This window comes from uncultured Propionibacterium sp. (assembly GCF_963539965.1).
In the GTDB taxonomy this organism is placed as follows: Bacteria; Actinomycetota; Actinomycetes; order Propionibacteriales; family Propionibacteriaceae; genus Propionibacterium.
This window is the reverse complement of the sequence record NZ_CAUTOU010000032.1, coordinates 1-26,683: the sequence shown is the minus strand read 5'-3', so window position 1 is coordinate 26,683 and position 26,683 is coordinate 1. Positions and strand designations below refer to the sequence as shown.

Below are 26,683 nucleotides of genomic sequence, written 5' to 3'. Positions count from 1 at the left end.
GACGCCTCGCCGCGGCGCTGGCCGCCATCATCGTGTGCGGGTGCACGGCGGCCCCCGGGGCGGGCACGCCCGCCCCGTCCACGCCGTCCCAGGCCCCGGAGCAGGACTGCCATGGAGCCGGGCTCGGCGCACCGGACCAGGACGCCGCCGGCATCCAGGCGGCCGTCGACGCGGCGGAGACGGCAGGCGCTGCGGTGCAGATGAGCTGGTACGTCCCCGGCGACGGGATCCGGACGGCCGGCTCGCTGGCGGACCTGCCGGCCTGGAGCACGGCGAAGATCCCGCTGGCGCTGGCCGTCATCGACTCCGGGCAGGGCGAGGCCCACTCCGACTCGATCGCGCTGGCCCTCGAGGAGTCCGACAACAGCGCCGCCGACACCCTGTGGAGCGCCCTGGGGGCCACGGACGCCGAACGGGCCGCAGCGGTCACGCAGGTGCTGCGCGACGCGGGCGACGCCACTACGACGGTGCCGAGCGAACAACTCGTCGCCGGTTTCTCGATCTTCGGCCAGACGCAGTGGGCGACGACCGACCAGGTGGTCTTCCTGACCCGGCTGCCCTGCCTCGACGGGGCGGACGAGGTGATCGCCGACATGGGACGGGTCGCCCCCGCCCAGTCCTGGGGCATCGGCGCCCTGCCCGGCGCCACCTACAAGGGCGGCTGGGGCCCCTCCCAGGCCGGCGGCTACACGGCGCGCGAACTCGGCTGGTACACGAATACGGCCGGGCGGCGCGTGCTCGTCGCCATGGCCGCCCGGAGCGCCGAAGGCTTCGACTCGGCCACGGCGGTGCTCGACGGGCTGGCCGCCGCCCTCGGCTGAGCACCCGCCCGGGCTCGGGGCAGAGCCCCTCAGCCGCGGACGTAGACCACCGCGCCGTCGCCGCCGACACAGGTCGTGTAGCTGTCGACCGTGGTGCAGCTCATCGCGTAGCTCCGGTTCGTCACCGGGCTGTAGGCCTCGACCGTCTGGGTGGCGGCCCTGGGGCTCTGCCCCCAGGCGCCGGCCACGTTGAGGGCGAACTCGCAGCTGGTCCGCTCGTTGCCGGCCGCCGCGGTCGAGGAGCACTCGGTGGCGCCGACCGGCCAGTCGAGCGCCCCGCTACTGGTCGAGCTGGGGGCGGTGGTCGAGTAGGAGCGTGACGGGCTCGGCGTGGCCCCGCCCGGTTTCCCGCTCTCGGCGGGACCGCGGGCGAGAACCCCGAAACCCGCGAACATGCCGATGGCCATGATCACCGCGAGGGCCAGCCAGATGCCCTCGGGAATCCAGAAGGCCAGCCAGTAGGACCTGGTCGACCGGCCGAGCCGCCTGGCACGGCCGGCGCTGATGAGGCACGGGATCAGACCGAACAGGCTGAAGAAGACGGTGATGATCGCCGTGACCGCCGGGTGCAGGGGCTCGGCGCCGGCGGGCCCGGGTGCGGGGCCCCACTGCGGCGCGCCGCACCGCGGGCACTGCGCCGCACCGGGCGCCAGCCGGAGCCCGCAACGGGGGCAGGCGAATCCACGGTCCATGGGGCTGCTCATCGTCGATCACCTCGCAAATGCGGTCCACGCCGGCCGTACGGGTTCGCGAACAGCTTACAGGGGGCGCCCCCGCCGGCCCGTGGCGGCGGAGACGCCGTGCGCGGCCGGGACGCGGCAGGCTTGACCCATGAGCTCATTCACCGATCTGCTCGCCGCCGGCCCCGTGGTCCTGGACGGGGCGATGGCCACCGAGCTCGAGGCGCGCGGCGTGCCGATGCACGAGAGCCTGTGGTCGGCGGGCGCGATCGACTCGGCGCCCGACGAGATCAGCGCGGTGCACACCTGCTACCTGGAAGCGGGCGCCCGGGTCATCGAGACGAACACCTATCAGGCGGCGGTGCTCGGCCCGACCGATGCCGGGGCCCGGCCCGCCCAGGCGCGCGGGCTCATCCGCGACGCCGCCGGGCTCGCGCTCCTGGCGGTCGAGGACTGGGCCGACGGGCACCCCGGGCTGCGGGCACTCGTGGCCGGCAGCATCGGCCCCTTCGGCGCCCATCTGTGCGACGGTTCGGAGTACACGGGCGCCTACGAACTGAGCCCCGCCGAGTACCGCGCCTTCCACGCCGAGCGCATCCGCTCACTGGACGAGGGCGGCGTCGACGTCCTCGCGGTCGAGACGATGCCGAAGCTGGACGAGGCCCGCGCCGTCGTCGAGCTCATCGCCGCCGAGACCGGCCGCCCGGCCTGGGTCTGTTTCCAGGTGCGCCACCGGCCCGGCCCGCCCGTCCTGGCCGACGGCACCTCCCTCGAGGAGGCCGCCCGCTGGGCGCAGGCGACCGGCGCGGTCGAGGCGGTCGGCGTGAACTGCGTCGGGCCCGGCTCGGTCGCCCCGGCGCTGAAGGCGCTCGCCGCGCATACCGGCAAGCCGCTGGTCTGCTACCCGAACTCGGGCGAGGCCTGGGACGGGCGGGCCCGCCGCTGGGTGCCCTCCGGGGCGCCCGTCGACTGGGCCTCTCTGGTGCCGGGCTGGCTGGACCTGGGCGCCCGGCTGATCGGCGGATGCTGCCGCACCGGTCCCCGGGACATCGCCCGGATCGCCGCCGCGCTGGGCTGATCCGGGGTCTCTCTCAGCTTCCTGCCAGGAATCCACAGCTGATTCTCAGCTAACCGTCCGGTCAGGCGCTTCACCGGCCGGCCCGGGCTCCGGGCGCGCCGCCGGAGCCGGAGGGGGCGCTCCGCGGCGCTCGGGCGCCGGCGGCTCGTGCTATCAATTCTCAGTGATCCCCGGTCGTCGGATCGGCCGCCGGATCTGGTTCGAGATGAAAGCGGTCCGCCCATGAGCAGCGTCATCCTCCGCGCCGGCGCCACCGGTACCGCGGCCGCCGCGCCGGATGTCGACATGCATCTGCGGGCCGTCTTCGAGGAGGCCGCCGCCGAGCTCGACATGGAGCGCCAGATGGTCGAGGACCGCATCGACTTCCCCGTGCCGCACCTGACCGAGATGGCCCCGTGGACCGGCGCCCACGCGATCCGCTGCACGGTCCTCGTGGAGGCCGTGCTCGTCATGGCCCTGCTGGGCGTCAGGGCGCTGGGCATGACCGACCCGGGAGCAGTGCTGCCGATGCGCGCCCGCGTCCTCGCGACCGTCCCGGCCGCCCTTGCCCTGAGCGGGCTGATCGTTCTGGCCATGAACGCCGTCGTCATCCCGCACCGCAACGCGCGCCTGGGCGCCGTCAACGAGCGCATCGACGAGCACAATGCCCGCGTCCTCAGCGACAATCGCCGCCTGATGGCCGAGCTGCCCCTCATCGACGCCCGTCGCGCCCGGCTCGACGAATGGTACGAGCAGTGCGCCAACGGGCCCGCGGCTCCGGCGATCCCGGCGGTCAGGAGCCGCTGAGGGGCGGCAGGGCCTTATCCTTGGGTGGGCCCCGCGCCGGGCCGACCCCGCTGGAGAACTGGACGTGCCATGACCGCTGCCCCCGTGCCGGACGCCGGCGCGCGCGCCCGGAATCCCGGTGCACTCCGCTGGCGGGACGACCTGCGCGTCGCCGTGGTCTGGTGGGCGCTCAGCCGCGTCTTCTTCATGGCCCTGGCGCTGGTCCTGGACGCGACCGGGCGCGCAGTGCGTCCCACGACGGGCGGGCCGTGGCCGGGGAACGCCTTCATGCGCTTCGACGCCGGGCACCTGCTGCGCATCACCGCGGACGGCTATTTCACCCCGGACGACGGCGTCAACGCTTACGACGAGGCCTTCTTCCCCGGCTACCCGCTCGCCTCGCGGGCCGTCGCGAGGCTCGTCGGCCTGGGCCGGCTCGACATGAGCACGGCGGTGGCCGGTGCGACGATCGTCACCTGGCTGGCCGCCCTCGGCGCCGGCGCCCTGCTGGTCCGCATCGCCCGCGAGCACCTGCGCATCAGCCCGCACGCGGTGGCGGCCGCCTATCTGCTCGGGCCGTACGCGGTCTTCCTCATGGCCCCGTACACGGAGGCGCTCTTCGGCCTGTGCGCGCTGGCCGCCTGGTATCTGGGCGAGCACCGGCACTGGCGGTGGGCCATCGCGTCAGCGACGCTCGCCTGCACGGTGCGCGTGAACGGCCTGTTCATCGTGGTGATGCTGATGGTCATGATGGTCACCGGCCCGGCCGGCGGGCGGCGGCCCGGCCGCGACCGGCGGCGGCTGCTCGCCCTGGGCATCCCGGTGTGCGCGCCGCTGGCGTACTTCGCCTACCTGTGGGCCCGCACCGGCGACGTCTTCTACTGGATGACCGCCCAGAAGCTGGGCTGGGGCCGCGGCTCGGCCTGGTTCGGGCGCGTCCTCGTCGACAGCGCCCGGCACATCGGCGATGCCGAGACGAGCGCAGTGGCCTGGCAGCAGGGGCTCGAGTTCGTCTTCCTGATCGTCTTCTGCGCCGCCGGGTGGTGGTGCCTGCACCGGGGCCGCGCGGAGTGGGCGGTTCTCGTCTGGCTCACCCTCTACAGCCTGTGCAGGGGACCGGTCCTGCTGTCGCTGCCCCGCAACGGGCTCGACTGCTTCCCCGTGGTCCTGGCGATGGGCGCCGCGCTGACCGGCGCCCGGGGATGGCGGCGCGGGGTGCTCGCGGTGGCCGGCATCGCCGTCGCCGTGGTCAACACGTCGACGTTCCTCGCCGACCAGTGGACGGGTTAGGCGCGCCCGCCGGCCGCGCGGCCCGGCGCCGCGGGTTCATTGCTCGTCGGTGCCGTTGCCGGTCGACTCGGCGCTCTGGACCTGGATGGGGCTCGTCTGGATCACCAGCGGCCGGCTGACGCCGGCGGCGTGGGCCTCGGCGGGACTGATGACGGCGAGGCCGCCGATCGCGATCGCGGCGGCGGCGCCCAGGGCCTCGATGGCGCGGCGGGTGCTGAAGCGGCGGGCGGTGCTCTTCCGGTTGGTGCTCATGGCCACAACCTGCCCGCCGAGTCAGTGCGATTCCTGTGCGTCTCCTGTCCTCCCGTTGTGACGCGAGGGGCTCCCGAGGCGGTCCGGACGAAAACCAGGGACGCCCTTATGACCAGGGACTTGAGTCGTATCGGGGACACGATGGCGCTCAGGCGCCACAATGTCCTCATTGATCATTGATCACTGTCCTCACCGAATCGTTCAGCCCCAACCGGGAAGGAGCAGCCGATGCGCAACGATCCCGCCGGTCTCGCGGCCCGGTGGCGCCCCAGCAGGCAGGACGGCTCGTACCCCCGCCCCACCCTCGTCCGCGCGAACTGGGCCCCGCTCGACGGTCCGGCCGGATTCGCCTTCGACGACGAGGGCGCCGGCCTGCGCGAGCGCTGGTGGGAGTCCTCCGAGCACTTCGGCCTGACGATCGCCCTGCCCTTCCCGCCGGAGTCGCGGGCCTCGGGAATCGCGGACGAGCGCGCGCACCCGGTCGTCTGGTACCGCATCGGGCTGACGCCGGCTCAGCTGGCGGCGGCCGGCCACGGCCCCGGGCGGCGACTGCTGCTGCACTTCGGCGGCGTCGACTACCACTCGATCATCTGGGTGGACGGCATCGAGGCGGGCTCCCACGAGGGCGGGCAGAGCCCCTTCGCCCTCGACATCACCGATGCGCTGAGAGGCGACGGCCCGCACGCCATCGTCGTGCGCGCCTGGGACGACCCGTACGACCGCAGCCAGCCGCGCGGCAAGCAGACCTGGCAGGACGAGCCCGCCGGCATCTGGTACCGGCGCTCGACCGGCATCTGGCGGCCGGTGTGGATCGAGTCGGTGCCGTCGGTGCGCGTGCGGCGGATCCTCTGGCGGACCCCGGCCGACGAGGAGGCCGTAACGGCCGTCGTCGAGCTGAACCGCCGTCCGCGTCGCCCGGTGGCGCTGCGCATGGGCCTGGCCCACCGGGGGCGGCCGCTCGCGTCGGCCACGACGATCACCCGCGAGCGGACCACCGCCGTGCGCATCGAGACGCCCGGCAGCAGCGGCCTGCGCTGGAGCCCCGAGCGTCCGGAGCTCATCGACGCGGTCGTCATCGCGGGCGAGGACCGGGTGTCCTCCTACACTGGCCTGCGCGAGATCGGCTCGACCCCTCGCGCGCTCACCCTCGACGGGCGGCCCGTCTACCTGCGCCAGGTGCTCGAACAATGCTACTGGCCCGAGTCCCTCTACTCCGCGCCGGGCGCCGGGGCCCTGCGCGAGGAGGCCGAGCTCGTCCGGCGGCTGGGCTTCAACGGCATGCGCATCCACCAGCAGAGCGCCGATCCGCGCCTGCTGCACTGGGCCGACCGGCTGGGCCTGCTCGTCTTCGGCGAGATCGGCGCGGCCCACGAGTTCGGCTCCGAGGCCGTGCGCCGACTGCGGCGCGAGTGGGTGCAGGTCGTCAGGGCGAACCAGGGGCACCCGTCGATCGTCTGCTGGGTGCCGGTCAACGAGTCCTGGGGCTTCGTCGACATCCCTCGCCGCCCGGAGCAGGCCCGCGCAGCCGCTGCACTGGCGCGGCTGACGCGCGACATCGACCCCTCCCGCCCGGCCCTGTCGAACGACGGCTGGCACCACGTGGACTCGGAGCTGCTCACCGTCCACGACTACGACGCGAACCCCGCCCGCATGCGCCTGCGCTACCGCGGGCGTCAGATGGAGCGCTGGCTGGCACCGGGCGCGCTCGGCCCGGCGCGCAATTTCGTCGTCGTCGGCGCGGACCAGCCGACCGACGTCCCGGTCCTGCTCGACGAGTTCGGCGGCATCGGCTTCTGCCCCGACGCCCGGAACCGGGGCTGGGGCTACTCGACCGTGCACACGCGCGGCCGCTTCGTGCACCGGATCGACGAGCTCGTGACGGCGGTCAGGACCAGTGACCGTCTGGGGGGCTACTGCTGGACGCAGTTGACCGACACGGGCCAGGAGACCAACGGCCTGTGCGACGGGGGCAGGCGCCCGAAGGCCCCGGTGCAGGAGCTGGCGGCCGTGTTCGGCAGGGCCCCGGAGGCGTACGGCGGCGCGCCGGGTGCGCGGAGCCCCGGCGCCGACGGCGGGGCCCCGTGACGGCTCGCCACCGCTGCGGGGCCCGCCGTGCCCGTCCGGAGCACAGTCATCCGGAGCACAGTCGGATGTGCGCAGGCCATGAGCCACGCATCACCCGCCTGTGGATGATGTGACTTCCCCGGTCCTTTCGGATACATTGTGGGATGTCCATCCCGATGAACGAGCACACCCCCGCCATCACCTGATGACGCCCCGGAGCGAACTGCGGCTCACCAGACCGCCTCCGGGCCCGTCGGAACGCAGAGTGTACGCGTCCATTGCCGACCCGCCCCTGGCATAGGAGTCTGACGTGAAATCAGCACGCACCCTGGGCAGGATCTCCGTCGCAGCCGCGGCGGTCTCCATCGCCCTGCTCTCCCCGACCGGCACGGCCCAGGCCGCTCCCTTCAACAAGCCCGCCTGCCCCTGTTCCTGCCCCACCGGTCCCATCACTTCCGAGGAATCGACGCCCTCCGAGAGCACGACGCCGTCGGAGAGCCCCACCACCCCCTCCACCCCGACGCCCTCCGAGAGCACCACCCCCACCCCGACGCCCTCCGACAGCACCCCCGCCTGCCCGGCGTCCTCCGGCTCCCAGAGCACGACCCCCTCCACCCCGACGCCCTCCGACAGCACCACCCCCTCCGGGACCACGGATTCGAAGAGCGCGAGCCCTTCGGGCTCGGCATCCTCCGAGAGCACGACGCCGTCGGAGAGCCCCACCACCCCCTCCACCCCGGCGCCCTCCGACAGCACTGCGCCCTCCGCCACCCCGCAGAGCGCCAGGCCGGGCATGCTCCCGCGCACTGGCTCTGACGCCCTGGCGGGCCTGGCCGGCGCCGGCGTCCTGGCCGCGGCCGGCACGGCGGCAGTGATCCGCCATCGCCGCCGCCACTGAACGGAGACCGCACCACCGCGGCGACCGGAGCCGGTCCCGAACAGGTGCGCGCCCCGGGGGTCCGGAGCATTCCTGCTCCGGACCCCTTTTCGCGCCCCGGCCCGACCGGGCGGCCCTCCCCGCCCGTCGGCCCCGGCGATGACGGTGACGGCCCTTCCGGGCGAGTCGGACGCCAGGGCCGACGGCCGCCCACGGCGCCGCGCGCCCCCGCCGGCGCGCCTGACGGCGGGGGCTGGCCGCACCGGGCCGAAAACTGAGAAAACTGTCACCACCGCGGACCCCTGATGACGTCATGGGGAAATCTCGGTGGAACCCTCAGGAATCTCTCCGCGAACCTCAGGGACAGCAGTTTTTCCTAGTGGATCACGAGTCATGCAGTCGCCGGGAAAACCTGGCCGAATATCCCCGCGCCTCGGGGTATTGCTGAGCGCAGGCTGTGAGAAAAATATTTTTCTCAGAAAATTCCGGTACATTGATCTTGGCGGACGAGCACGTCTCCTGCACACCTGTGCGACGTCCCCGCACCAGCGCCCGCCAACGGGCCGCCCCGCGGCCCCGCATCGAGGGCGTGCAGGGCCATCGCCCACCCGCCACTCACCAGACCAGACATGTCAACGGCACAGGAGTCCGACGTGAAATCACCGCACATCCTGGGCAGGGTGGGCATCGCCATCGCGGCGATCGCCATCGCCCTGCCCACCTCAGTGGACGCAGCCCAGGCCGAGCCGGCCGCCTCCGACACGGCGTCGTGCACCGCCGGCGCCCTCGACAGCAGCGCCCTGAGCCTCGCCGTCACCACCAGGTCCGGTGCGGCGGTCACCAGTTACCAGGGCGGTCAGGGCTATCTGGCGACCCTCACCGGTCAGGTCAGTCCGACCTGCGACGGCGACTACATCGACATCACGGTGCCCTCCGTCTTCGACGTCGTCGGTGATCGCAGCTACCCGATCTACTCCACCGATGGCACCGTGCAGGTGGCAACGATGGACGTGACCAGCGCCGACGGCGTCACGACCGCCCGGATCACCTTCAACCAGACCAGCGTCGACACGGCGAGGACCGGCGAACTCACCCTGAGGGCCTACCTGTCGGTCAGTCTGAGCAGCTCCGTGACTCCCGGCCGGGTCATCCAGACCAGCTGGGACGTCAACGGCACCGGCACACCGATCGCCGTCAACGTCACCCAGTGCGCCACCTGCGCCCAGCTGCCGACCGCGCTGGACAAGTGGCTGTACTCCGACACCGCCAACCAGTCCGGCTCCGACGTCCTGCGCGTCTACGCGGTCTCGCAGCACCCAGCGGTGGGCGAGGCCGGCGCCACGACCGCAACGACCTCGACCTTCACCATGACCGACACCCTCGAGGCCGGTTCGGGCCAGCGGCACGACTGCGCAACGCCGCTGCGCTGGTCCTGGTACACCTCCATCGACCAGAACGGCAATCCGGCCGAGCAGACCGTCGGCTATGTCGGGGCGGACACCAGCGACGTCATCGAGGTCACCGAGACCTCCTGCTCGGCCACCGCCCGCAGCTACACCGCCACGGTGAGGACCCGGGCCGGCGACGACGGCACCTACGCCCCGGTCGCCACCCGCGTGCGCTTGCCGATCATCGTCGACAGCCTCACCGGCACCTACACCGACACCCTCACCGGGAGCCAGGACGGCGTCCCGCTGTCCCCGCGCGATGCATCGATCAGGGTCTCCTACGGCGGTGGCAGCCTGATCAACGATGCCGTCTCGATCGTCAAGAGGGACGCCGACGGCAACGACGCGGACGCCGCCTCCTCCGCCGCCGACCTGACCGGCACGGGCGGCGCCACGCGGCTCGTCCTCACCGTCAGGAACGACGGCGACGAGCAGCTGCAGAACGTGAGGATCGGCGACTCGATCGACAGCGGCAGCGCCACCGTGTCGGACCTGGACTGCGCCTTCCCCGATGGCAGCACCGGCACCGTGTGGTCCGGTCCGTTCGACACCGGCGGGGAATTCACCTGCACCGCCGACCTGACCGGAGTCACCGCGGACAGCGCCCATGCCGACACCGCCACCGTGACCGCTGTCGGCGTCACCAGCGGCAACAACGTGAGCGATCTGAACAGCTACCACGCGAGGGTGGCCGCCCAGGACCCATCCGCCCCGTGACAGCAGGCACGCCGCCGGGCCCGCGGCGATGAGACGGACCCCGGGACGGATCCGACCGGCGATACGGCGGAGAACCGTCGGGCCCCGCGTGCCGCCGTCGGCGACGGCCGAGCCGATCCGCCCCCGGTGGCGGCGCCTCGAGGCGCCGCCACCGGGGGCGGGCCGTCCATGACCGGGACCCGCCGTCCGACGCCTCCGGCCGCACGGATCCGCGCGCCCGCTCCACCCTCTCGGTTACGGTTGACCCACCACCGCCGGACACCGCTGCGCGGCCCGGACAAGTCTCAACCGGCGCTGCAAGGCGGAGCGCCGCGAGTGGGCCGCGCACAGGGCTCCGCACTAGGATTCAGAGGAGGGGAGCCGCACCGGCGTCTTGGTTGGAGGAACACGTGGGTCTGTTCGACAGGGTCGAGAAGAAGCTCGAGGGCGCCGTCAACGGCGTCTTCGCCCGCGCATTCAAGGGCGACGTGCAGCCTGTCGAGATCGCCTCCCGGCTGCAGCGCGAACTCGACGCCGAAGCGCGCCTGCTGACGCGCAACAAGCGCTTGGTGCCCAACGACTTCCAGGTGCACCTGTCGAGGCACGACTACGACCGGCTGGCCCCCTACTCGCGCACCCTGAATGCGGAGATCGTCCCCGACCTGCGCGCCCACGCCGCCGAGCGCCACTACGTCTTCGACGGCCCCGTGAACATCGAGTACCTGCTCGACGAGTCGCTCAACACGGGCCACTTCGAGATCACCAGTGCCGCCGTCGCCACCGTGGCCGAGACGAACGGCGCGGCGTCCTCCACGATGATCCGCCGCGCGCCGCTCGTCCTCGAGGTCAACGGCGTGCGCCACCCGCTCATGCCACCGGGCTTCACCATCGGCCGCGGCACCGAGGCCGATCTGCGCATCAACGACCCCGGCGTCTCGCGCACCCACGCGCGCGTGCTGGTCGCCGAGGACAACTACGGCGAACTCGACATCGCCATCGAGGACCTGGGCTCCACCAACGGCATCGTCGTCAACGGTCAGCGCGTCCAGCACTGCCGGCTCGACGACGGTTCACGCATCGAGATCGGATCAACGCGCATGCTCGTACACTCCCCCGCAGGATCGTGACGTGAGCGCCATCCTCGCCGCCACCCTGAAGGTGGTCTTCCTGGCCCTGATGTGGTTGTTCATCCTGTTCGTGGCGAACACCGTCAGGACGGACCTGTTCGGCCGCACTGCGACCGCCTCGGATCTCACCGACACCCCCGGCCCGACCGGGGCCAGGGGCGCGAAGAGGCGCAGACGCCGCAGGGACCCGTCCCGTCTGGTCGTCATCGCGGGCCGCCGCACCGGCCTCGAGGCCCCGCTGGACGGCGAGATCAGCATCGGCCGCTCGGCCGACTGCATCCTCGACATCGACGACGACTACGCCAGCGGCCACCACGCCCAGTTGTGGCAGGACTCCGCGGGCCGCTGGGTCATCACCGACCTGCAGTCGACCAACGGCACCTACGTCAATGGCGCCAAGATCGCCGAACCCACCCTTGTGGGGCCGAACGATGTGATCCGCATCGGCCGCTCCCAACTGAAACTGGAGCGCTGAGCCGTGACCGACCCCCAGACCAGCAGGAAGCCCGACGAGGGCTCGACGCGCACGAACGTGAGCGCGCCGGCCGTCGACGCGCACGCCGCCGAGCAACCGGGCGGGCAGGCCGCCGGATCCGGCAGGCGCCTCAGCCTCGACGCCAGCGCCCACTCCGAGATCGGCCTGGTGCGCAAGAACAACCAGGACTCCGCCTACACCTCACCGACGATGATCGTCGTCGCCGACGGCATGGGCGGCGCGGCGGCCGGCGACCTGGCCAGCGCCTCGACGATCCAGGAGCTGGCCCACGCCGACGGGCACTACGAGGGCGAGCAGATGCTCGAGGTGATGGCCGGCACCCTCACCAGGGCCAACGACAAACTGGCCGACCTCATCAACGCCGAACCGGAGCTCGACGGCATGGGCACGACGGTCTGCGGCGCCATGTTCAGCGGCACCCAGCTCGGCCTGGCCCACATCGGCGACTCCCGCGGCTATCTGCTGCGCGACGGCACGCTCACCCGCCTGACCCACGACCACTCGTGGGTGCAGTCCCTCATCGACGACGGCAAGATCACCCCCGAGGAGGCGGCGGTGCACCCGCACCGCTCGCTGCTGCTCAAGGTGCTCAACGGCCAGCCCGTCCACGAGCCCGACCTGCGCCTGGTCGACGTCCAGGACGGCGATCGGCTGCTGTTCTGCTCCGACGGCCTGTGCGGCCTGGTCGAGGACCACCACATCCGCCGCCTGCTGCGCGACCGCACCCCGGCCGACGCCGTCGAGGCGCTGACGCAGGCCTCCCACGAGGCCGGCGGCTACGACAACATCACGATGATCGTCGCCGACGTCGTCCCCGCCTCCGCCGAGCTCGACGCCAGACCCGGCACCATGATCGGCGCCGCCTCCGCCGTCAAGGTGCCCCGGATCGAACCGCCGTCCGGGGCGAGCGAGACCACCGCCGTCCTGAGCGTGCCCAGCACCAGGACGGCCAACCCCGACCCGGACGGCCCCGAGCTCATCGACCCGGACGCCCGCGAGGACGTGCGCTACTCGCCGATGATCGGCAGGCGCCGCCGCCACTGGTCGGTCATCATCTCGGTGCTCATCGCCCTGATCGTCCTCGCCGGCGGGCTGTTCGCCGCCTGGCGCTATGCGATGGACCAGTACTACATCGCCCCCTCGGACGACCAGGTGGCCATCTACAGGGGCATCCCCGACACGATCGCCGGCCACAGCTTCGGAGAGCTCCTCGAGCAGCGCGACACCCGGGTGGCCGACCTGCCCAGCTACTACCGGCAGAAGGTCACCGAATCCGAGGTCAAGGCCGACTCCCTCGAACAGGCCCGTACCCAGGCCGACTACCTGGACCAGCTCGCCCAGGCCTGCATCGCCAAGCGCGCCGAGGCCACGCCGGACCCGGGCGCCGAGCAGAGCGGCGCCGAGCCGGAGGCCGGCGCCACCGACTCCCCCGCCGGGGCGAGCGCGGCGTCCAGCAGCGCCTCGGCACCCATATCCGCCCCGATCAGCGGATCGGCCGACCCGGGGGACTGCGGATGAGCAGCACCGACGCGGACCATCCGGTCGTCTACCGCAGGCGACGCAACATAGAGCTGGCGCTGGTCGTCGTCGCCTCGCTCTTCGGGCTCGGCGGCTTCATGCTGACCACCGTCAACATGAGCGGCGCGCTGCCGGCGAACCTCCCGTGGGTGGCCGGCGGCTGGCTGGCCCTGTGCCTCATCGCGCACCTGGCGGTGCGCCTCAAGGCCCCGTGGGCCGACCCGGTGATCCTGCCGTGCGTCCTGGCGCTCAACGGCCTCGGCCTGGCCATGATCTACCGCCTCGACCAGGATGAGCCGGTCTCGACCCTCGTCAACGGCCAGCTGATGTGGACGGCCGTGAGCACCGTCCTGTTCGTGGCGGTGCTCTTCGCCGTGCGCGACTACCGTGACCTGCAGCGCTACCCGTACGTGCTCTTCCTGGCCGGCCTGCTCCTGCTGCTGCTGCCGCTCGTCCCGGGCCTGGCCTCCTCGGCCAACGAGGCCAACGGCTCGCGCATCTGGATCTCGCTGGCGGGCTTCAGCTTCCAGCCGGCCGAGATCGCCAAGATCATCCTGACGCTGGCCTTCGCCTCCTACCTGGCCGAGCACCGCGACGTGCTGCAGCTGGCAGGACGCAGCTGGGGGCGTTTCCGCATGCCGCGCGGGCGCGATCTGCTGCCCATCATGGTGATGTGGCTGGCCGCCGTCGCGGTCATCGTCTTCGAGAACGACCTGGGCACGGCGCTGCTGTTCTTCGGCCTGTTCGTCATGATGCTGTACGCGGCCACCAGCCAGGTGCGCTGGGTGGTCATCGGCACCGTGCTCTTCGGCGGCGCGGGCACCTTCGCCTACCGGTTCCTGTACCACGTGCAGGTGCGCTTCTCGTCCTGGCTGGACCCGTTCTCCGATCCCGCCCAGAACGGCCAGATCATCTCGGCCCAGTACGGCATGGCGTGGGGCGGCCTGTTCGGGCGCGGCTGGGGCCTGGGGCGCCCGTCGCTGGTGCCGCTGGCCCAGTCCGACTTCATCGCCAGCTCGCTGGGCGAGGAGCTCGGCCTGGTGGGCCTGATGTCCATCATCGTCATCTACGGCCTGATCATCGCCCGCGGGCTGCGCGCCGCGCTCACCGCGCACGACGCCTTCGGCAAGCTGCTCGCCGGCGGCCTGTCGTTCACCTTCGCGCTGCAGGTCTTCGCCATCATCGGCGGCGTCACCCGGCTGCTGCCGCTGACCGGCCTGACGACGCCCTTCCTGTCGCAGGGCGGCTCCTCCCTGATCGCCAACTGGATGATCATCGCCGCGCTGATGCAGGTCTCCCACGCCGGACGCGCCCCCGCGGCCGTCCCCGGCGAGCTGACCGCCGACCTGACCGACGCCCCGACGACCTTCATCAAGAAGGTGGAAGCATGAACAAGGCACTGCGCAGGGTCTCGGTCTTCGCGGCCCTCATGGTCTTCGCCCTCCTGGCGAACGTCACCTTCAACTACGGCTGGCGCTCGGCCGGCCTGCTGTCCGACCCGGCCAACCGACGCGTCACCGATGCCCAGTTCGACGCCCCGCGCGGCTCGATACTCGTCGGCACGACGGCCGTCGCCGAGACGGTGCCGGTCGAGGGCGGGCGCTTCAGCGTCCAGCGCACCTACTCCAACGGCGCGCTGTACGCGCCGGTCACCGGCTACTACTCGTACATCTACGGACGCACCGGCCTGGAGAAGAACTACAACGACCAGCTCTCGGGCTCCGACGACTCGCAGCTGTTCCGGCGCATCCTCAGCGAGCTGAGCGGCCAGCAGGCTCAGGGCGCCACCATCCAGACGACGATCGACGCGGACGCCCAGCAGGCCGCATCCGACGCCCTCGGGGGGCGCACGGGCGCCGTCCTCGCGATGGACTACACGACCGGCGCGATCCTGGCCTGGGCCTCGACGCCCGGCTACGACCCGAACCAGCTGTCGAGCGTCGACCTGGCGAGCACGCAGACGGCCTGGGACCAGCTGAACGCCGACGAGAGCCAGCCGCTGAAGGACCGCGCCACCCAGGAGATCTACCCGCCCGGCTCGACCTTCAAGCTCGTCGTGGCCTCGGCCGCCCTCGAGAACGGCATGAGCGCCGACACCACCGTCGAGTCGCCGACCACGCTGCCCCTGGACAACTCGACGACGACCCTGCCGAACTCCACCAACTGCGGCGGCACCACGTCCACGATCGATCACGCCCTGCAGGTCTCGTGCAACACGGCCTTCGCCAACCTGGGCATGAGCCTCGGTCAGGACAAGGTCCGGGAGCAGGCCGAGAAGTTCGGCTTCAACTCCTCCTTCGGCGGCGACACGGACTCGGCGACGAGCGTCTTCCCCTCCGACCTGGACAACGCCCAGCTGGCCATGAGCTCGATCGGCCAGTACAACGTCTCGGCCACCCCCCTGCAGATGGCCTCGACGGCCGCCGCCCTGGCCAACGGCGGTTCCCTCATGCAGCCGTACGTCGTCTCCCAGGTGCGCGACGCCAATCTGAACGTCATCTCCGAGACCAGCCCGACGACGATCCGCCAGGCCGTGAGCGCCGGGACGGCGACCTCGATGCAGCAGATGATGATCCACGTGGTCCAGTCCGGCACCGCCACGGCCACGCAGATCAGCGGTCAGACGATCGGCGGCAAGACCGGCACGGCCGAGAACATGCCCGGGGCCAGCGCCTATTCCTGGTTCGCCGGCTTCGACCAGGAGACGCACGCGGCGCTGGCCGTCTTCCTGGCCGACCCCAACCAGTCCGGCACCGCGACCGGCAACGCCACTGTCGCGGCGCACGCCGTCTTCGAGGCGCTCGCATCATGACGCCCCGAGCCGGGAGGCCGGCCGGGCCGGGCCGGCCGCGGCGCCCGCGGGCCGGCGACGCGACGGGGGAAGGAGATCAGCGATGACCGCTGCGAGCATCGTCCTCGGCGGCCGTTACGAACTCCAGGAGATCATCGGCCGCGGGGGCATGGCCGAGGTCTGGCGCGCCCGCGATCTGCGGCTCGACCGCGACGTCGCCGTCAAGCGCCTGCGCGTCGACCTGGCGACCGATCCGACCTTCCAGGCGCGGTTCGGCCGTGAGGCCCAGTCGGCCGCCGGCCTGAACCATCCGAACATCGTCTCCGTCTACGACACCGGGGGCCAGACGGACGAGGCGACCGGGGTCGTCGTGCCGTACATCGTCATGGAGCTCGTCGGCGGCCGCACCCTGCGTGAGATGCTGCGCGAGGGCCGCACCATCAAGCCCATCGAGGCGCTGACCTACACGCAGGGCGTGCTCGACGCCCTCGACTACTCGCACAAGCACGGCATCATCCACCGCGACATCAAGCCCGCCAACGTGATGATCACCCCCACCGGCCAGGTGAAGGTGATGGACTTCGGCATCGCCCGCGCGGTGGCCGACACCTCGGCGACGATGACGCAGACGGCCGCCGTGATCGGCACCGCCCAGTACCTCTCCCCCGAGCAGGCCCGCGGCGAGACCGTAGACTCCCGCTCCGACATCTACTCGGCCGGCTGCCTGCTCTACGAGCTGCTGACCGGCCGTCCCCCGTTCACCGGCGACTCCCCCGTGGCCGTCGCCTACCAGCACGTCCGCGAGTCCGCGGCGCTGCCCAGCACGCTGGCGCCGAAGGTCACGCCGGCCATGGACGCCATCACGATGACGGCCCTGTCCAAGAGCCCGAACGACCGCTACCAGACGGCCCGCGAGATGCGCGAGGACATCTTCCGCGTTCTCGAGGGCCAGCAGGCGACGGCGCAGCTGCCGGTCGTCCGCGCCGATGCCCCCACGCAGGTGGCTCCGGACATCGTGCCGGGCCGCCCGGCGCGGGCCCTGCCGCTGGAGGAGAACGGGCAGGGCGCCGATGCCGTCTCCACCAGGAAGAGGCGCCGCGTCACGGTGCCGACGGTGATCCTCATGATCATCCTGGCGCTCATCGCGGCGGGGCTGGTCTACGGCGGCATCCGCCTGCGCGACATCCGCAGGGAGGCCCAGCAGACGACCGTCCCGGCCGTCATCGGGTTCACGCAGGAGCAGGCCGTCTCGACTCTCAAGAACTACAACCTCGACCCGCAGGTGCAGCACACCAATGGCGAGACCGACACGAAGGGCCAGGTCATCAGCACCGACCCGGCCGACGGCGCGACGGTGCCGATCAACTCCACCGTCATCATCACGATCAACGACGGCCCCGCCGCCGGCACGGTCCCCGACGTGACGGGCATGGACGAGGACGACGCCCGCGAGGCCCTGCGCGCGGCGGGTTTCACGAACGTCGTCACGAAGGACGCCAGCGAGGAGCAGGAGAAGATCACCGACCAGGCCGACAGGATCATCGCGACCAGTCCGAGCCCGTACACCTCGGTCGAACCCGATTCGACGGTGACGCTCTACCGGGCCACGGGCCGCTCGCGGATGCCCGACGTCGCGAGCTCCTCGCTGACCGAGAACCAGGCCATCCAGAGGCTGAGCAGCGCCGGGTTCTCGAACATCCAGATCATGGAGGTGGAGACCTCCGAGCACGCGGCCGGCACGGTCTTCGAGCAGTCGGTGGCCGTCGGCCAGTTGTACTCGCGCACCGACCAGGTGACGATCAAGGTCGCCAGGACGCCCGCCGCCACGGTGACCCCCACGACGGGCGGCGCGGCGTCCTTCTCCCCGAGCCCCTCCGCATCGACCGCCAGCCCCCGCAAATCAAGTTCGTGACACCCGCCGTTTGGACGGGCAGATGAGGGACAATGGGTCTGTGAGCACTGATGAACCGCTCGGCGGCAACACTTCCCCCGACCCAGACCAGGACGACGGCGCGAGGACGACGCGCCAGACGCCCATCGCGGGCGATGCCGGCGCGGACGGCTTCATCGCTTCCCTGCGCGACGGGCGCTACCAGCTCGTCGAGCGCATCGGTGCCGGCTCCATCGGCCAGGTCTGGCGCGCGCAGGACGCCACCCTGGAGCGCGAGGTCGCCATCAAGACCATCAACCTGGCCACCAGCGCCGATCCCAGCACCGAGGCGCGTTTCCGCCGCGAGGCCGTCGCCACCGCCGGGCTCAATCACCCGAACATCGTCCAGATCTACGACTCCGGCGTCGACGGGCACAGCGCCTACATCGTCATGGAGTTCCTCCACGGCCCCAACCTGCAGACCGTCGTCACGAGGCAGGGGCCGATCGACTGGGAGGCGGCCGTGCCGATGCTGGCGCAGGTCGCCACCGGCCTGGGCGTCGCCCACCATTTCGGCGTCGTCCACCGCGACGTGAAGCCGGCCAACGTGGTGCTCTCCGCCGAAGAGCTGACGAGCAGGCCGAAGCTCGTCGACTTCGGCATAGCCCGCCTCAACGACCAGCAGGCGACCGCCCTGACGAGCACGATGACGGCCATCGGCTCGGCCGCGTACATGTCGCCCGAGCAGGCCGCCGGCGAGCGCGTCGGCTCGAACTCCGACATGTACTCGTTCGGCTGCCTCATAATGACCGTGCTGACCGGCCAACCGCCCTTCCCCGGCGAGTCCCCGGTGGCCGTCGCCCGCGCCCAGGTCTACGACACCCCGCCGCTGCTGCGCTCGCGCGTACCGGACGCCCCGGCCTCGCTCGAGAACCTCGTCGCCGCGCTGCTGGCCAAGCGCCCAGAGGAGCGCCCCAGCGCCAACGAGGTGGTCGCCGCGTTCAACGCGATCCACGGCGATCCCGGCGCCCCGGGTCTCATCGACCCGCCCGGCCAGGCCGGCCCTGCGACCGATGCGGCCACCATGGCCATGTCCGCGGGCGCCGCGGCGGCACTAGCCGCGGGGACCGGCGCGGGCGGCACGGCCGACGGCCAGGGCCTGACCCGGATCCTCCCCGCCGACGAGGGCACCGCCGGTTCGACGGCCGTGGACGGCCTGCCGCCCGTCGACCCCGGAGCGACCGGCACCGGCGCGACGCCGACCTCGCCGACCCCGACCACCGGCGCCTCGGCGACCGGCACCGGCCAGGTGCCCGCGGGACCGGCGGACGGCGGGGGGAGGAAGTCGGGCAGGACCAGGCGGATCGTCCTGGCGGTCGTCATCCTGGCCGCTCTCGCCGCGCTCATCATCGCGGCCTGGGCGCAGGGGCGCAACTCGGCCGATCCGGCCCCGTCGCAGACCATCACCCAGACGCAGACCGCCACGGCGTCCCCCACGGCCAGCCGCTCGACGGCGGCATCCACCGCCCCGCAGACGAGCTACGCCACCGGTTACGGAACCAGCCAGGAGACCGGCGACGCCAACGGCAACTACTACCCCCAGCAGACCTACACCAACGGCAACTACTACCCCCAGCAGACCTACACCAACGGCAACTACTACCCCCAGCAGACCTACACCAACGGAGAAGGCAACGACCAGTCGACGACGCAGCAGACGAGCACCGGCGGTGGCGGCAATGAGAACGAGGACGGCGACGAGAACGACTGACGACTGACGCCCCGGGCGGGAGGCCCCTACGGCCTTGAGCCGCCCGCCCCTGCCGCGGTCGCCAGTTCACAGATCGCGACCCGCGGGCGAACCCGCGGTCGCGAGGAAACCGGTGGGGGCTTCGTAGCCGGCCACGGCGAAGGCCTCCTGCACCGCACCGGCCACGTCGCGGACCCGATCGACCGGCACGACGGCCATGACGCACCCCCCGAAGCCGCCGCCCACCAGGCGGGCGCCCCAGGCCCCCGCCGCAATGGCCTCCTCGACGGCCAGGTCGATCTGGGGCAGGCTCACCTCCAGGTCGTCGCGCATCGAGGCGTGGGCCGCCGTCATGCCTCCGGCGACGGCTCTCCAGTCGCCGGCTTCGAGGTCGTCGGCCATCTTCACGGCGCGGGCGTTCTCGGTGACGACGTGGCGCAGGCGCCCGGCCAGCGTCGGATCCCCCAGCTCGGCCTCGGCGACGGGCAGATCGTCCACGCCGATGCGGCGCAGCAGGTCGACGCCGAGCAGGTCGGCGATCCTGTCGCACTCGGCGTGGCGGTCGCCGAAGTGTCCGGCCGACAGCGAGTGGCGGGTCCTCGTGTCGAGAATGAGGACGCCGGCGCCGCTGCGCGCCGGGTCGTAGGGCACCGGGCGCAGCGTGTGGTTCAGGAAGTCGATGAGCAGGGCGTGGCCCTTCATACCGCGCAGCGCCGAGGTCTGGTCGACGCCGCCGGTGGGGGCCAGCGCGATCTCGTTCTCGGCGCTCTGGCAGTGGCGCGCCAGCCGGGCGCGGCCCGCGTCGTCGGCCAGCAGCCCCAGGTCGAACAGGTCCGAGGCGGCGGCGGCCACGGAGCACTCAAGAGCAGCGGAGCTCGACAGGCCGGCGCCGATGAGCAGGTCCGAGCCGACGACCAGGTCGACGCCGCGCACCGGCAGGCCGTCCCCCCCGAGCGCCCACAGGACGCCGGCGGCGTAGGCGCCCCAGCCCTCGGGGCGTCCCGCCCTCACCTCGTGGAGCGGCACGTCGACCTCGCCCGGGACGTCCAGGGAGACCATGTGGAGGAGGTCGTCGTCACGGGCGGCGGCGGCCACCCGGGTGCGCCGGTCCAGCGGGACCGGCAGGCAGAAACCGCCGTTGTAGTCGGTGTGCTCGCCCATCAGATTGAACCGACCCGGCGCCGACCACACGCCGGCGGGTGCGTGGCCGAAGCGCTCGCGGAATCGGTCGGCGACGGTCCGCGCGGTGCTCATCCGCGTCCCCCCGTGCCGAACGGCGGGCGGCCGGGCCCGACGGCGAGCCCGGTGAAGGTGCGGCTCGTGCGGATCGCGTCCACCCGCTCGGCGGACAGCTGCTGGGGCATCATGGTATCCACCTTCTCACACGGGCCCGGGCCGCCCGCAGCAGGAGCGGGCCGGGGCGGCTCAGAGCTCCTCCACGCCCCTCAGCCCGGGCGCCCTGCGGCGCAGCTGGGCCTCGAGGCGCTGCTTCATCGTGATGACGGCGGCCGGGCAGCCGCGGCAGGCCCCGCGCATGCGCACCCGCACGACGCCCTCACGGGCCTCGACGAGCTCGATGGAGCCGCCGTGCGCGGTGGCGATCTCGCCGACCGGGCCGTCGATGAGCTCCTGGGCGCACCAGCGCAGGGCCTCGTCAGGGCCCAGCCGCTGGGCGTGCGGACCGGGCACCCAGGCGTCGACGTCCTTCAGGGCGGTGATGAGCGCGGTGCGCACCAGCGGGCCGAGCTCGTGCCAGTCGCGGCCCGGCGCGGCCGTGACGAGCAGGCAGCCGGGATCGGCCTCGACGCCCTCCAGCTCGGAGCCGAGCAGCCCGTCGAGGCCGGGCGCCGAGACCAGCGGGCCGGCGAAGGGCAGCACGACGCCGTGGACGAGCCAGCGCAGCACGGCGGGATCGGCCGTGCGCTCGGGGTGCAGGGCCGTGCCCCGGTCCGGGGCGGCCCGGTGGTGCGCGCCGGCGCGCCGGTGGGACAGGGGCGCCCTCATGCGGCTCACGGGTGGAGCCCGGGGATGCCGTGGCCGCAGCAGGCCATACCCCCGGCGAGGACGAACATGTACCCGAAGGCGATGCCCGGCCACTTCCAGCCGCCGGTCTCGCGCCGCATGATCGCCACAGTGGACATGCACTGCAGGGCGAAGGCGAAGTAGAGCAGCAGGGCGACGATCGTGGCGGGCGTGAACACCTTCTCGCCCGCATGGGCGCCCCCGGAGTAGGTCCAGGAGTCGAGGGCCTGGCCCACCTCGGTGTCGTCCTCGGGGTCGAGGGCCGAGGCCATCTGGCCGAGGGTGGAGACGGACACCTCACGAGCGGCCAGCGAGCCGAGCAGGGCCACGTCGATGCGCCAGTCGAAGCCCAGCGGCTCGAAGACGGGCTCGATCGTCTTGCCGATGGTCGCGGCCGCCGAGTGCTCCATCGTGTAGGCGGTGACGGCCACGTCGTCGCCCGGGTCGATGCCGGCGGCCTCCAGCTCGGCGTCGCCGCGCAGCGGCAGCGCCGTGAGCGCCCAGATGATCATCGTCGTGGTGAGGATGATCGTGCCGGCCTTGCGCAGGAAGGCCTTGGTGGGCTCCCACATGGCGATGCCCACCGAGCGCGGGGTGGGGATGCGGTAGGGCGGCATCTCCATGTAGAACGGCAGGACGTTGCCGCGCCGGTCGGTGATGCGCTTGACGATGGCCGAGGCGGTGAGGGCCGAGACGCCGCCGAGCAGGTAGAGCAGGAACATGGCCACGCCCTGGCCGCTGAAGGGTCCCACCGAGGTGCCGTCGGGCACGAGGAGGCCCACGAGCAGGATGTACACGGGCAGCCTGGCCGAGCAGGTGGCCAGCGGCACGCCGAGCATCGTGGCGATGCGGTCCCGGCTGCTCGGCAGGGTGCGGGTGGCCATGACGCCGGGTATGGCGCAGGCGAAGCTCGACAGCACGGCCACGAAGGCGCGCCCCTCGAGCCCGAAGCGGCTCATCAGCCGGTCCATGAGGAAGGCCGCCCGCGCCATGTAGCCAACCGAGTCGAGCAGGGCGAGGATGAGGTACATCATGACGATCTGCGGCACGAAGGCGAGCACGGTGCCGAGGCCGCCGAGCAGGCCGTCGGAGACGAAGGAGGCCAGCAGGGAGTTGCCGATGCGATCGCCGGCGATCCCGGCGAGCCAGGTGAAGAAGCCCTCGACACCGTCCTGCAGGGGCGCGGCCCAGGTGAAGATCGCCTGGAAGAAGAGGAACATCACGGCGAAGAAGATGAAGGTGCCGGCCACCGGGTGCAGCAGCACGCGGTCGATGCGCTCGGTCCGGCTGTCGGAGCTGGGGTCCTCGTAGCCGCTGTCGGCGAGCACCGAGTCGACCCAGCCGGCCAGCTCCGCGGTGTCGGTGGGCGGGTCGACGGGCGGCACCGACCACTCGCGCCAGTCGGTGATGAGGGTGCGCAGCTCGCCGATCCCGATGCCCCGGTTGGCCACCACGGGGATGACCGGCACGCCGAGCGCCCGGCTCAGCGCCTCGGCGTCGATCCGGCCGCCACGGCGGGTCAGCTCGTCGCCCATGGTGAGCACCAGGGCGGTCGGCATGTGCCGCTGCACGACCTCGGCGAACATGAGCAGGGAACGGCGCAGGGCCGTGGAGTCGGCCACGACGAGCAGGCCGTCGGGCAGGCCGATGCCCTCGATCTCGCCGTCGAGCAGATCGGCGACGAGCTGCTCGTCGGGCGAGATCGGCGTCAGGGAGTAGGCGCCGGGAAGATCCTCGATGTTGTACTCGTCACCGCCGATGCGGGCCACGCCGGCCGAACGCGAGACGGTGACGCCGGGATAGTTGCCGGTCTTCGCGTGCAGGCCGGTGAGCCGGTTGAAGACCGAGGTCTTGCCGCCGTTGGGCGAGCCGACGAGGGCGATGCGGGGCGCACCGCCTGCGACGGCGGTCCCGGCGGGTGCGCAGTGGTTGAGAACTGATGACATGGTGGTTGTCCGATGCTGATCATGCGCGGAGACCGTCAGGCGGCCGGCGTCACATGGATCATGGCGGCCTGCTCGGCGCGGATGCACATCTGCACGTCGCAGATCCGGAAGATGCGGGGCCCGGCCCAGAAGGCGCGGCGCACATAGGAGACCTCACGGCCCTCGCAGAAGCCGAGCAGGCGCAGCCGGCGCTGGACCTGCGCGTCGAGGCCGGGGTCGACGCGCGAGATGACGCCGCTCTCGCCCCGGCGCAGGGCCGTCAGGGGAACCGCCCCCCTCGTCGTCTCCTGGCCGACCGTCGTGACCGATGGCATCCTGATCCTCCTCGTGCCGGATACGCCCGCCCGGACCGACGGGCTCATCGAATCCGAGATTAGTTGAGGAAAGCCTAGGCTTCTGCCTTGTCAGTCGTAATTCGGTTATTTCCGGGGACGTTCAGGGGATTTGCGGACGGACGGGGACCGCATGGCCCGCGCGGACCGGGGCGGGGACGCGCTGCGGCCGTCCGCGAACGAGGTGATGCGGCACGAACCGGGCGGGCCGGGGCGCTCCGGGCCGGCCCGCGCGGGACGCTCCGGTACGGTCCCGGGCGCGGGCGTCTATGATCAGAGGCACTGCACGGCGCACCGGCGATGGCGATGGAGCGCGGCAAGGCTTTCGGTGCGGGGCGCACATGCGCCGTGGCGGCGTGAGAGAGGCGGTCCCATGCGCAGGTGGTACACACCGGTCATCCTGGTGGTGCTCGTCGTATTCGTCGCCTTCGCCGGCTGGTGGGGCGTGCGCATGTTCACCGAGCCGCTCGACCCCACGAGCGCATGCGAGACCACCTCGTTGACGGTCCTGCGCACCGACCAGGTGCAGGTGCGCGTCTACAACGCCGGCACGGTCAAGGGCCAGGCGACGACGATCGCCGCCCAGCTGGAGAGCGCCGGTTTCGTCATCAACTCCACCGGCAACGCGGAGGATGACGACTACACCGGCACGACCATCGTCGGCGCCTCGGGCGACGACCCGCAGGTGCAGCTCGTCGCCTCGTTCTTCCCGGGCGCGGCGATCAGCACCGACAACAGGCAGAACGGCCTGGTCGACGTCGTCGTCACCGACGATCTGGGGCAGGGCTTCAAGGCCGACGCGGCCACCGGCATCGACGTCCCCTCCGGCAGCGTCTGCCTGCCGGTCGCACAGGCCAGCGCCACCGCGACGACCACCTCCTGAGACCGACGGCCACGCGGCGGCGGACCGCCCGCGCCGCTCAGGAGCGCCGCCGCGGCCGGCGCCTCGTCCACCCGGCCAGGCGGCCATGGCGCCCGACGGCGAGCAGTCTCGCCTCGACCTTCGCACGCTCGTCGGCCGGGGTGACGACGAGGATCTGGTCCCCCGTCTCGAGGGCGGTGTCGCCGTCGGGGGAGAAGGACTCGTCCCCGCGCATGACGAGCGCGACGACCGCATTGCGCGGCAGGCGCAGCTCGAGCACCCGGACCCCGGCCAGGCGCGAGCCCTCGGGGATGTTGACGGCCAGCAGATCGGCGCGGCGTTCGTCGAAGGGCGCCACCTCGATGTCCACATCGGCCGCCGCGCGCGGGTCGACGAGGCCGAGCAGCCTGGCCGCCCATGGCAGCGTCGGGGCCTGCAGGGAGGTGAAGACGATGACGAAGACGACGATGATGTCGAACAGCACGTCCGAGCCCGGCATGCCGGCCGCCATCGGGACGGTCGCCAGGATGATCGGCACCGCGCCGCGCAGCCCGGCCCAGCTCATGAAGGCCTGGTGCCGCCAGCTGGAGCCGAACCAGACGGTGCTGACGTAGACGGCCAGCGGCCGGGCGATGAAGGTCAGGACGAGGCCGAGGACGACGCCGACGCCGATGTCGTGCCGGTCGATCGTCGAGGGGTGGACGAGCAGCCCGAGCATGACGAACAGGCCGATCTGGGCGACCCAGCCGATGCCCTCGGCGAAGGACTTGGTGGCGTGGCGGTGCGGCAGCTGGCCGTTGCCGAGCACGACGGCGCAGACGTAGACGGCGGCGAAGGCCGAGCCGTGGACGAGCCCGCTCAGACCGTAGGTGACGAGGATCCAGCACATGACGGCCAGCGGGTACAGGCCGGAGTTCGACAGCGACAGGCGGCGCAGGCACTGCACGCCGACCCAGCCCATGGCGAGGCCTGCCAGGACGCCGATGGCCAGCTCGCCGACGACCTCCCCGGCCCGCCCGAGCATGCCGCCCGAGGGCTCGTGACCCATCGCCAGCTCGGTGCCGGCGACGACCAGGAGGACCGTCGGGGCGTCGTTGAAGCCGGACTCGGTCTCGAGGGCGGCGCGCACCCGGGGCGGCAGCGCCACCCCGCGCAGCACCGAGAAGACGGCTGCGGCGTCGGTGGGGGCCACGACGGCGCCGAGCAGGAAGGCGACGGCCCGCGGCAGGCCCAGGAGGAAATAGCCGAACAGGCCGACGACGACGATGGTCACCAGCGAGCCCACGACGGCCAGGAACAGGCCCACGCCGAGGACCGACCTCATCTGCTTCCAAGAGGTCGTCAGGCCGCCCTCGGCGAGGATCAGGGCGAGCGCGACGAAACCCAGGTCGTGGGCCAGCGAGGCGTTGTCGAAGCGGATGCCGAATCCGGTGTTGCCCAGGGCGACGCCGACGAAGAGGAACAGGAGCAGGGCCGGCAGGCCGGCGCGCGTGCCCAGACGGGCGGCGGCGATCGCCACGAGCGCCACGGCAGCGGCGACGAGCAGTGTCAGATCCGCTGCGGCCATGGGGCTCCTCTCCCGTCCACCGGTTCAGCCGGCCGGCTCCGACCCGGCACCGAAGACAGCCTCGCGGGTCATGTCGTCGACGATGGCGCGCATCGGACGAGTCGGGCGATCGTCCTCCAGGCCGTCATCGGCGCCCTCGAGGGCCGCTCGGCGAGGCCGGTCCGGTCCGGCATCGGGACGCCGGATGGCCTCGAACTGGGCCGTCCGCGAGGCGGCGGGCTCGCCCACCGCCGGTCCCTGAGCGCGGGAGGCCGCCCGCGGGGCCTCCCCCTCGATCGTGATGACGGTGCTCCCGGCCTTGTCGCCGTACAGCCAGGCAGCGTCCTCCTCGGGGGTGGCGCGGCGGGCGCCGGCCGGCCAGCCGATGGGCTCGGCGACCTCGATGGCCCCGTCCCCGGGCCCGCCGGCACGGTACGGGCCGGCGGGCCCGG

At 72.3% G+C, this 26,683-nt stretch carries 24 protein-coding genes; 15 read left to right on the top strand and 9 right to left on the bottom strand.

Annotated elements, in window-relative coordinates; genetic code table 11:
* Positions 1-821, top strand: an 821-nt coding sequence (locus tag R2N01_RS06945; RefSeq protein ID WP_316669840.1) for a hypothetical protein, incomplete at its 5' end; no start/stop codon positions are given.
* 29 nt (positions 822-850) lie between these two features.
* Here the strand turns inward: R2N01_RS06945 and R2N01_RS06940 are convergent.
* Complete coding sequence (locus R2N01_RS06940) at positions 851-1,525, bottom strand: zinc ribbon domain-containing protein (protein ID WP_316669838.1); 675 nt, start codon at positions 1,523-1,525, stop codon at positions 851-853.
* 127 nt (positions 1,526-1,652) lie between these two features.
* On the opposite strand from R2N01_RS06940, the gene mmuM reads away from it, so the two are divergent.
* The 3 genes from mmuM to R2N01_RS06925 all read left to right on the top strand — a co-directional run bounded on the left by mmuM (position 1,653) and on the right by R2N01_RS06925 (position 4,634).
* The gene (gene mmuM, locus R2N01_RS06935; protein ID WP_316669837.1) at positions 1,653-2,579 is read left to right on the top strand and encodes a homocysteine S-methyltransferase; all 927 of its coding nucleotides are present in this window, start codon (positions 1,653-1,655) and stop codon (positions 2,577-2,579) included.
* A gap of 222 nt (positions 2,580-2,801) precedes the next feature.
* Positions 2,802-3,365 (top strand): hypothetical protein, encoded by a 564-nt coding sequence (locus tag R2N01_RS06930; protein WP_316669835.1) that lies wholly within the window; start codon positions 2,802-2,804, stop codon positions 3,363-3,365.
* Positions 3,366-3,434: 69 nt separating this feature from the next.
* On the top strand, positions 3,435-4,634 hold the full coding sequence (locus R2N01_RS06925) for a mannosyltransferase family protein (RefSeq protein ID WP_316669832.1): 1,200 nt from the start codon (positions 3,435-3,437) through the stop codon (positions 4,632-4,634).
* A gap of 36 nt (positions 4,635-4,670) precedes the next feature.
* Here R2N01_RS06925 and R2N01_RS06920 read toward each other — a convergent pair whose 3' ends face one another.
* Entirely contained in the window at positions 4,671-4,886 is a 216-nt protein-coding gene (locus tag R2N01_RS06920; protein WP_316669830.1) for a hypothetical protein, read from the bottom strand.
* A gap of 228 nt (positions 4,887-5,114) precedes the next feature.
* On the opposite strand from R2N01_RS06920, the gene R2N01_RS06915 reads away from it, so the two are divergent.
* The gene (locus tag R2N01_RS06915; protein WP_316669828.1) at positions 5,115-6,971 is read left to right on the top strand and encodes a sugar-binding domain-containing protein; all 1,857 of its coding nucleotides are present in this window, start codon (positions 5,115-5,117) and stop codon (positions 6,969-6,971) included.
* A 177-nt stretch (positions 6,972-7,148) separates the two neighbouring features.
* Here the strand turns inward: R2N01_RS06915 and R2N01_RS06910 are convergent, their stop codons facing one another.
* A complete protein-coding gene (locus R2N01_RS06910) occupies positions 7,149-7,745 on the bottom strand; it encodes a hypothetical protein (RefSeq protein WP_316669826.1) in 597 nt (198 codons plus the stop codon).
* Between R2N01_RS06910 and R2N01_RS06905 the strand changes: the two genes are divergently transcribed.
* From R2N01_RS06905 to R2N01_RS06865, 9 genes are all read left to right on the top strand, one after another.
* Positions 7,744-7,848, top strand: coding sequence for an LPXTG cell wall anchor domain-containing protein (locus R2N01_RS06905; RefSeq protein ID WP_316669824.1), 105 nt, complete (start codon positions 7,744-7,746; stop codon positions 7,846-7,848). The two genes, R2N01_RS06910 and R2N01_RS06905, sit on opposite strands and share 2 nt — an antisense overlap.
* A 608-nt stretch (positions 7,849-8,456) precedes the next feature.
* A complete protein-coding gene (locus R2N01_RS06900; RefSeq protein ID WP_316669820.1) occupies positions 8,457-9,992 on the top strand; it encodes a hypothetical protein in 1,536 nt (511 codons plus the stop codon).
* Positions 9,993-10,381: 389 nt separating this feature from the next.
* Positions 10,382-11,098, top strand: coding sequence for a DUF3662 and FHA domain-containing protein (locus R2N01_RS06895; protein WP_316669817.1), 717 nt, complete (start codon positions 10,382-10,384; stop codon positions 11,096-11,098).
* Position 11,099: 1 nt separating this feature from the next.
* Positions 11,100-11,573 (top strand): FHA domain-containing protein, encoded by a 474-nt coding sequence (locus tag R2N01_RS06890; RefSeq protein WP_316669815.1) that lies wholly within the window; start codon positions 11,100-11,102, stop codon positions 11,571-11,573.
* A 3-nt stretch (positions 11,574-11,576) separates the two neighbouring features.
* On the top strand, positions 11,577-13,112 hold the full coding sequence (locus R2N01_RS06885) for a protein phosphatase 2C domain-containing protein (protein WP_316669812.1): 1,536 nt from the start codon (positions 11,577-11,579) through the stop codon (positions 13,110-13,112).
* A complete protein-coding gene (locus R2N01_RS06880; protein ID WP_316669810.1) occupies positions 13,109-14,503 on the top strand; it encodes an FtsW/RodA/SpoVE family cell cycle protein in 1,395 nt (464 codons plus the stop codon). Before R2N01_RS06885 ends, R2N01_RS06880 begins: the two co-directional genes overlap by 4 nt.
* Positions 14,500-15,924 carry a penicillin-binding protein 2 gene (locus tag R2N01_RS06875; RefSeq protein ID WP_316669808.1) on the top strand — a complete coding sequence of 475 codons (1,425 nt, stop codon included), beginning with the start codon at positions 14,500-14,502 and terminating at the stop codon, positions 15,922-15,924. The genes R2N01_RS06880 and R2N01_RS06875 overlap by 4 nt, the downstream gene beginning before the upstream one ends.
* Positions 15,925-16,006: 82 nt before the next feature.
* Positions 16,007-17,815 carry a Stk1 family PASTA domain-containing Ser/Thr kinase gene (gene pknB / locus R2N01_RS06870; RefSeq protein WP_316669805.1) on the top strand — a complete coding sequence of 603 codons (1,809 nt, stop codon included), beginning with the start codon at positions 16,007-16,009 and terminating at the stop codon, positions 17,813-17,815.
* A 40-nt stretch (positions 17,816-17,855) separates the two neighbouring features.
* Positions 17,856-19,544: a serine/threonine-protein kinase gene (locus R2N01_RS06865; protein ID WP_316669802.1), complete on the top strand. Its 1,689-nt coding sequence runs from the start codon at positions 17,856-17,858 to the stop codon at positions 19,542-19,544.
* Between the two features lie 66 nt (positions 19,545-19,610).
* Here R2N01_RS06865 and R2N01_RS06860 read toward each other — a convergent pair whose 3' ends face one another.
* From R2N01_RS06860 to R2N01_RS06845, 4 genes are all read right to left on the bottom strand, one after another.
* On the bottom strand, positions 19,611-20,777 hold the full coding sequence (locus R2N01_RS06860) for a galactokinase family protein (protein ID WP_316669800.1): 1,167 nt from the start codon (positions 20,775-20,777) through the stop codon (positions 19,611-19,613).
* Positions 20,778-20,948: 171 nt separating this feature from the next.
* Positions 20,949-21,527 carry a NifU family protein gene (locus R2N01_RS06855; RefSeq protein ID WP_399553253.1) on the bottom strand — a complete coding sequence of 193 codons (579 nt, stop codon included), beginning with the start codon at positions 21,525-21,527 and terminating at the stop codon, positions 20,949-20,951.
* A 5-nt stretch (positions 21,528-21,532) separates the two neighbouring features.
* Positions 21,533-23,491, bottom strand: a complete 1,959-nt coding sequence (locus R2N01_RS06850) for a ferrous iron transporter B (RefSeq protein WP_316669795.1) — start codon at positions 23,489-23,491, stop codon at positions 21,533-21,535.
* Between the two features lie 35 nt (positions 23,492-23,526).
* On the bottom strand, positions 23,527-23,805 hold the full coding sequence (locus tag R2N01_RS06845) for a FeoA family protein (protein WP_316669792.1): 279 nt from the start codon (positions 23,803-23,805) through the stop codon (positions 23,527-23,529).
* 391 nt (positions 23,806-24,196) lie between these two features.
* Here R2N01_RS06845 and R2N01_RS06840 point away from each other — a divergent pair, with 391 nt between their 5' ends.
* Positions 24,197-24,706, top strand: a complete 510-nt coding sequence (locus R2N01_RS06840; RefSeq protein WP_316669789.1) for a LytR C-terminal domain-containing protein — start codon at positions 24,197-24,199, stop codon at positions 24,704-24,706.
* 37 nt (positions 24,707-24,743) lie between these two features.
* Here R2N01_RS06840 and R2N01_RS06835 read toward each other — a convergent pair whose 3' ends face one another.
* Complete coding sequence (locus R2N01_RS06835; protein WP_316669786.1) at positions 24,744-26,252, bottom strand: potassium/proton antiporter; 1,509 nt, start codon at positions 26,250-26,252, stop codon at positions 24,744-24,746.
* Positions 26,253-26,276: 24 nt separating this feature from the next.
* On the bottom strand, positions 26,277-26,683 hold a 407-nt coding region (locus tag R2N01_RS06830), incomplete at its 5' end, for a hypothetical protein (RefSeq protein ID WP_316669784.1).

What these genes read in the sequence shown, in the direction of transcription:
- R2N01_RS06940 (WP_316669838.1), bottom strand. Translation starts at nt 1,525, where the DNA reads ATGAGCAGCCCCATGGACCGTGGATTCGCCTGCCCCCGTTGCGGGCTC.
- mmuM (WP_316669837.1), top strand. Translation starts at nt 1,653, where the DNA reads ATGAGCTCATTCACCGATCTGCTCGCCGCCGGCCCCGTGGTCCTGGAC.
- R2N01_RS06930 (WP_316669835.1), top strand. Translation starts at nt 2,802, where the DNA reads ATGAGCAGCGTCATCCTCCGCGCCGGCGCCACCGGTACCGCGGCCGCC.
- R2N01_RS06925 (WP_316669832.1), top strand. Translation starts at nt 3,435, where the DNA reads ATGACCGCTGCCCCCGTGCCGGACGCCGGCGCGCGCGCCCGGAATCCC.
- R2N01_RS06920 (WP_316669830.1), bottom strand. Translation starts at nt 4,886, where the DNA reads ATGAGCACCAACCGGAAGAGCACCGCCCGCCGCTTCAGCACCCGCCGC.
- R2N01_RS06915 (WP_316669828.1), top strand. Translation starts at nt 5,115, where the DNA reads ATGCGCAACGATCCCGCCGGTCTCGCGGCCCGGTGGCGCCCCAGCAGG.
- R2N01_RS06905 (WP_316669824.1), top strand. Translation starts at nt 7,744, where the DNA reads ATGCTCCCGCGCACTGGCTCTGACGCCCTGGCGGGCCTGGCCGGCGCC.
- R2N01_RS06910 (WP_316669826.1), bottom strand. Translation starts at nt 7,745, where the DNA reads ATGCCCGGCCTGGCGCTCTGCGGGGTGGCGGAGGGCGCAGTGCTGTCG.
- R2N01_RS06900 (WP_316669820.1), top strand. Translation starts at nt 8,457, where the DNA reads ATGTCAACGGCACAGGAGTCCGACGTGAAATCACCGCACATCCTGGGC.
- R2N01_RS06880 (WP_316669810.1), top strand. Translation starts at nt 13,109, where the DNA reads ATGAGCAGCACCGACGCGGACCATCCGGTCGTCTACCGCAGGCGACGC.
- R2N01_RS06875 (WP_316669808.1), top strand. Translation starts at nt 14,500, where the DNA reads ATGAACAAGGCACTGCGCAGGGTCTCGGTCTTCGCGGCCCTCATGGTC.
- pknB (WP_316669805.1), top strand. Translation starts at nt 16,007, where the DNA reads ATGACCGCTGCGAGCATCGTCCTCGGCGGCCGTTACGAACTCCAGGAG.
- R2N01_RS06860 (WP_316669800.1), bottom strand. Translation starts at nt 20,777, where the DNA reads ATGAGCACCGCGCGGACCGTCGCCGACCGATTCCGCGAGCGCTTCGGC.
- R2N01_RS06855 (WP_399553253.1), bottom strand. Translation starts at nt 21,527, where the DNA reads ATGAGGGCGCCCCTGTCCCACCGGCGCGCCGGCGCGCACCACCGGGCC.
- R2N01_RS06850 (WP_316669795.1), bottom strand. Translation starts at nt 23,491, where the DNA reads ATGTCATCAGTTCTCAACCACTGCGCACCCGCCGGGACCGCCGTCGCA.
- R2N01_RS06845 (WP_316669792.1), bottom strand. Translation starts at nt 23,805, where the DNA reads ATGCCATCGGTCACGACGGTCGGCCAGGAGACGACGAGGGGGGCGGTT.
- R2N01_RS06840 (WP_316669789.1), top strand. Translation starts at nt 24,197, where the DNA reads ATGCGCAGGTGGTACACACCGGTCATCCTGGTGGTGCTCGTCGTATTC.
- R2N01_RS06835 (WP_316669786.1), bottom strand. Translation starts at nt 26,252, where the DNA reads ATGGCCGCAGCGGATCTGACACTGCTCGTCGCCGCTGCCGTGGCGCTC.